This window comes from Catenibacterium sp. UBA627, from assembly GCF_002299355.1.
Lineage (GTDB): Bacteria > Bacillota_I > Bacilli_A > Erysipelotrichales > Coprobacillaceae > Catenibacterium > Catenibacterium mitsuoka.
In genome coordinates this window covers 1-5,045 of record NZ_DBPF01000010.1, presented here as the reverse complement: position 1 = coordinate 5,045, position 5,045 = coordinate 1, and the positions used below count along the sequence as shown (strand labels likewise).

Here is a 5,045-nt window from a genome sequence, read left to right as displayed (position 1 = left end):
GTATTAAGTCGAGGTAGTTCACAGATGCCATGATTTGTGGGATGTCTTTCCTGAATATGGCATTAGAGATAGCTGGGCTAACACATTAGATCTGGATTTTGAAGAATCACATGATCATTCTTATTATAGATATACTCATGATATTAATATGACAGTAGAAGAATGTGCACAGCATATTATTAATAAGATTAAACCATATCACCAGCATGGTATAGAAATCATAGGAGATAAGACTCAAATAATACATAGATTAGGCATAGGTACAGGGGCTTGTACAGATGCATTTGAAATGTATGAAGAAGGTGCAGATGCATGTTTAGTCAGTGATGATGGTGTAAGCAACTGGATAGGTGTCCAATGGGCAGTAGATCATAATATTCCACTTATAGTGATTAATCATATGACATGTGAAGCACCAGGTATGGAACATATGGTAGAGTACTTGTCTAAACAGTTTCCAGAAGTGACTTTTACCTTTGTATCCAATGATTATGGTATATACCATATGGATGAATAAGCAATTTTAAGCACGAATTTAAAAAAAATGAAGTATAAAAACAATTCATGATATGATAACTGTAAGGGAGGGATATGATGAATTGTTTTTTTAATGCCTTATTCATGTTTATTAATAATCCAGAAGTACGTGATATCAATTATCAGATTGCCTTAGGACTATTAGAGAATGGACATGAATTAGATTATTTAACTATTAATGAACTTGCAGAAAGATGTTTTGTTTCTACTTCTAGCTTAAATCGATTCTTTCGTATTTATGGCTATAAGAAGTATATGATCTTTAAAGCATTATTCTCTAGTCATATGCGTATTCGTTATGTGCAGATACAAAATAGAATCAATGAAAAAGATTATGGGATGCTTCATAAGGTATTTTCTAGTATTCTTAAATCAGAAGACTATGAAAGACTCATAGATATGTCATGGGTTAAAGAAGTATGTGAGATGATTTATAATAGTAAAAGAATAATACTTATTGGTTCTGATGAGATGGCTAGTTACTTTTCTAGAATGCAGATAGATTTCTATGTAATGGGGAGACTTGTTGTAAAAAATAGTATTTATAAAACAAACTTCTTTACTCCTGAGAAAGATGATTGTGTCATATTACTCAGTATGGAAGGAAGAATTGTAGACTTAAATCCTTGGTTACTTGATAAAATGAAAGAGAATAATCCAAAGATGATTACTATAGGACATTATGATTATTTACAAGATGCTTATGGACTTACTATTCCTCAAGGATTAGATGAAGTATTAGAGAATATGATCCTGGATTATTATATACAAGAAATTACATACTATTATGCGGAGAATTACTTATGATATTAGAACAGTTGAATATGTTAGAAAGTATATCGGATAGAGAAAGCTATACTTATCGTATTACACATTATCTATTAGAGAATCGTCATTCTATCATTGAATATAAAGTAAATGATATCTTAGAAGACTTAGATATTTCTAAATCAACATTGAGACGTTATTCTATTGATTTAGGCTATAAGAATTTTACTGCTGTCCAATATCAGCTGTATTATGAGTTGTCTACGAGACCACTTTATCGTTCATGCCAGTATGATGAGTCACTTTGGGATAAGATTAAAGATAAGAAAAGAATAATTGTTTTGGGAGATGAGAGTTCTCTTGCACCATTACTTGTCTATAAGCAGATTTTCCGAGATACAAAAATACCTATAGATTTTCAGATGTATCAATCTCTTCCTATGAAACAGCTGATACAGCTTAATGTGACAACTGATGATATTGTATTCTTTGTCTCTCTTTTTCATTCTAATCTAGGATTTGAATTAGGATATTTTGATGAATATATTACTTTAATGAAATCATTGGAACAAAGAAATATAGAACATATCTATATAGGGAAAGTCGCAAAGAAGAAAGAACTACATGAGAACTTTATAGAAATAAATGATAAATGTATTGCAGATAGAATACATCATCTCTGCATGATTTTTGAAAATATATATGGAATCTTAGATAATATACAAAAATAGTTCATTTTATGTACTCTTTTTGTTTAGAAAAAATAATGGTTTTAAAATAAAAACTAAAAACGTTTTATGCAATCGCTTTCATATACTCTTTCTGATATATTTATTACAGGAGGAAATGGACATGAAAAAGATGAAACATGTATTTTCAGTTGTTGTAAGTGTTGCAATGATGGTTGCAATGGTGTTTGTAGTTCCTGTTCAGGCAGCAGGTAATTATGTGGCTCAGTTATATGGAAAAATTACAGATGCTGGGCAGGTAGTCAATAAAGTTGTAATTGACTACGGTGATGGTGTAAAAGTATCTGGCGCTGATAAAGATACTTATACAGTTCATGCAACTAACTATGTACAGATTGGTTCAAATAACGGGAAAGTTTATAGCGATGCTGATCGTACTATTGAAAAGGTAGAAGTTGCAGGTGGTAAAGTAACACTTTATATGAATGAATCAGAAGGTGCTACTTTAACTTGGTTATCTGAAAGTAGAAACTATCCAGGTAAGATTAATTATACTATTACTCAGAATGAAGCTTTAAAAGCAACTGCAGTAGATGGTAGAGAGTTAGAAGATATCACTGGTGAAATCACTTGTGATAATACTGTTATTGATGAAGAAACAGCAAAGTTCACTTCAGTTAAAGGCTCTCAGGGAATCAACTATCAGTTCCATGAAGCAAAAGGTGCTGATAAGTTAGTTGTTTGGTTCCATGGTAATGGTGAAGGCGACTTAGAAGGTTATAATACTCAGAATAACGTTGCTCAGATGCTTGCAAATAGAGGTACTGTTGCTTGGGCTACTGATGAAGCTCAGAACATCTTTGGTGGTGCTCATGTAATGAGTTTCCAGGCACCAGCTACTTGGTACTATGCTCAAAGAGATAATTTATTAGAAAAAGCTAAAACAGAAATCGAAGAAGTTATCAAGAAATACAATATTAACCCTAATAAGGTTGTAGTAAGTGGATGTTCAGCTGGTGGTTATATGACTACTAGAATGTTGATTGCATATCCTGATTTATTCTCTGCAGCTATGATCAACTGTCCAGCATTAGATACAGCTGCAATTAGAGGTGGAGAAACTCCTACTGATGAAGAATTAGCTAGCCTTAAGAATTCTAAGACAGCTATCTGGTTAGTACAGGGTAAGACAGACTCTAGCGTTAAGTCAGAAGTATGTTCACAGAGAATCTTTAAGATCTTAACTGATGGTGCTGAATTAACTACTACTCGAGTAGAACAGGAATTCAATTCAAGCTTCACTACTAGTGAAACTAAAGATGGTAAATATAAATTATCATTATATGATACAGTAGATTTAGAAGATAAAGTTGACTCATTAGGTGAAACTAGACCTTGTGGTAAACTTAAATTTGAAGAAGATTATAATTTAGATGGTGTTAAAGAAACAGTTAAATACAGTGACCATTGGTCTTGGATTTATACTTTAAGAAATAACCCATCTGATGCATCAGGTACTCATATCTGGAATTGGGCAGCTACATATATGAAAGATGCTACTCCAGTAGAACCTGAAAAGCCTACTACTCCAGAAAACAAACCATCAACAGATACAACAGATAAGACAGACAAAACAGATACAACAAACAAAACTGAAACTACTACTAAGAAGGATCCAGTAAAGACTGGTGATACAACTACATTTGCAGCATATATCGCAATGTTTGTAGCAGCCGCTTTTGGAATCATTCTTATTAGAAGAAAAAGAGCTTAATACGCACTAAAGCAGGTCCGAGGGGACCTGCTTTTTTAACATTCTTTACTGCATGCAATAAGATAATGTCTCGCATTCGCACTTTTTACTTGTTTTGCACGTTGTAGTAGACATTCTTTTTTTAGTTCTTTATTGTCTATGAGTTCTAATAATTGTAAAGCTATTTGATATTGTGAATGAGACATACAGTCTTTGATCTTTTCTAATAGTTTTTCTTCACCTATGAGTTCTAATAAGACACTATTATATTCTTGGTCACTAACAGGCAATAAATGGACAGGATCACCATCAAACCATCCTACATAACCTGTATAAACACTTTTAACAGCCCATTCTACAGTTCCATAATATTCCTGTAGGTAAGGTGAGTTCTTAAGTTCTTCTGGTAATGAAACAGTTTGTACTGTTTCATCTAGAGTAAGACCTTTATTAATACAGTCTAGGGTATTAAAGAGAATATATTCGATAGCTTCTTTAAACTGACCTACTTGGTCTTGGATTGATTCTTTGTTTAATAAAGGATGTGTATGTCCTGGTAATAGAATATTCGCATTAAAAGAAAGAATAAGGTTTAAAGAATCAATCCATGTAGCAAGGTCTCTGTATTGTGTACCTCTAATAGCATATAATGCTGGAAAAACAGCATAATAATTATCACCTGTACAGAGAACCTGATCATCATTGATCCAGATACAGATCTGATCATCAGTTTCTCCTGGTGCTCTATATAACTCTAGATGTATACCATCGATATCTCTTATGACTTTATCTTCAGTATATAAAGTAGTAGGGGAGATAAAATCATAGCATCCATGACCAGTAACCTTACCTTCTCTTATACCAATACCTTGGCATATTGCTTCTTCATTTGTAAGAGTATATCCATGTTGATATGTTCCTCTTTTTCTTAATCCTTCATCAATCTTTTCATAATACTTTAAAGGTGTCTTAGAAGGTGTAAAAGCTATGACTTCTTCTACAGTATCTCTAAAAGTACCTGCACCACCTCTATGATCTGGATGACCATGAGTATAGATTAATGTTTTAACAGGTTTATCTGTATACTTTCTTAAGTCATTCAATAGGTCTTGTGAATATTCATTAGAATCTAGAGTATCTATTAAGATAACAGAACTGTTACCTATAATAGCAGTAGCATTACTATGACCATAGGAATAGAAGAATAGAATGTGATCATTGATTTCATAGAGATGTTTTTTAAATGTTTCTTTTGTATGTTTGATTAATAGTTGTTCACTCATGTTAAATACCCTCCT

5 protein-coding genes are annotated in these 5,045 nt (G+C 32.5%); 4 read left to right on the top strand and 1 reads right to left on the bottom strand.

The genetic code is table 11. The features are described 5' to 3' along the window. Positions 1 to 34: 34 nt before the first annotated feature. From B2S90_RS00725 to B2S90_RS00710, 4 genes are all read left to right on the top strand, one after another. Complete coding sequence (locus B2S90_RS00725) at positions 35 to 517, top strand: Nif3-like dinuclear metal center hexameric protein (protein WP_349677190.1); 483 nt, start codon at positions 35 to 37, stop codon at positions 515 to 517. Between the two features lie 77 nt (positions 518 to 594). Continuing rightward, the gene (locus tag B2S90_RS00720) at positions 595 to 1,344 is read left to right on the top strand and encodes a MurR/RpiR family transcriptional regulator (protein ID WP_055235173.1); all 750 of its coding nucleotides are present in this window, start codon (positions 595 to 597) and stop codon (positions 1,342 to 1,344) included. Then, positions 1,341 to 2,036 (top strand): hypothetical protein, encoded by a 696-nt coding sequence (locus B2S90_RS00715; protein WP_278779039.1) that lies wholly within the window; start codon positions 1,341 to 1,343, stop codon positions 2,034 to 2,036. Before B2S90_RS00720 ends, B2S90_RS00715 begins: the two co-directional genes overlap by 4 nt. Positions 2,037 to 2,157: 121 nt before the next feature. Beyond that, complete coding sequence (locus B2S90_RS00710) at positions 2,158 to 3,768, top strand: prolyl oligopeptidase family serine peptidase (protein ID WP_238703755.1); 1,611 nt, start codon at positions 2,158 to 2,160, stop codon at positions 3,766 to 3,768. 35 nt (positions 3,769 to 3,803) lie between these two features. On the opposite strand, the gene B2S90_RS00705 is transcribed toward B2S90_RS00710, so the two are convergent. Next, the gene (locus tag B2S90_RS00705; protein ID WP_286696377.1) at positions 3,804 to 5,030 is read right to left on the bottom strand and encodes an alkyl/aryl-sulfatase; all 1,227 of its coding nucleotides are present in this window, start codon (positions 5,028 to 5,030) and stop codon (positions 3,804 to 3,806) included. Between the last annotated feature and the right edge of the window lie 15 nt (positions 5,031 to 5,045).

Excerpts from the sequence above, each read along its gene's own strand:
- B2S90_RS00715 (WP_278779039.1), top strand. The coding sequence starts at position 1,341 with ATGATATTAGAACAGTTGAATATGTTAGAAAGTATATCGGATAGAGAA.
- B2S90_RS00710 (WP_238703755.1), top strand. The coding sequence starts at position 2,158 with ATGAAAAAGATGAAACATGTATTTTCAGTTGTTGTAAGTGTTGCAATG.
- B2S90_RS00720 (WP_055235173.1), top strand. The coding sequence starts at position 595 with ATGAATTGTTTTTTTAATGCCTTATTCATGTTTATTAATAATCCAGAA.
- B2S90_RS00705 (WP_286696377.1), bottom strand. The coding sequence starts at position 5,030 with ATGAGTGAACAACTATTAATCAAACATACAAAAGAAACATTTAAAAAA.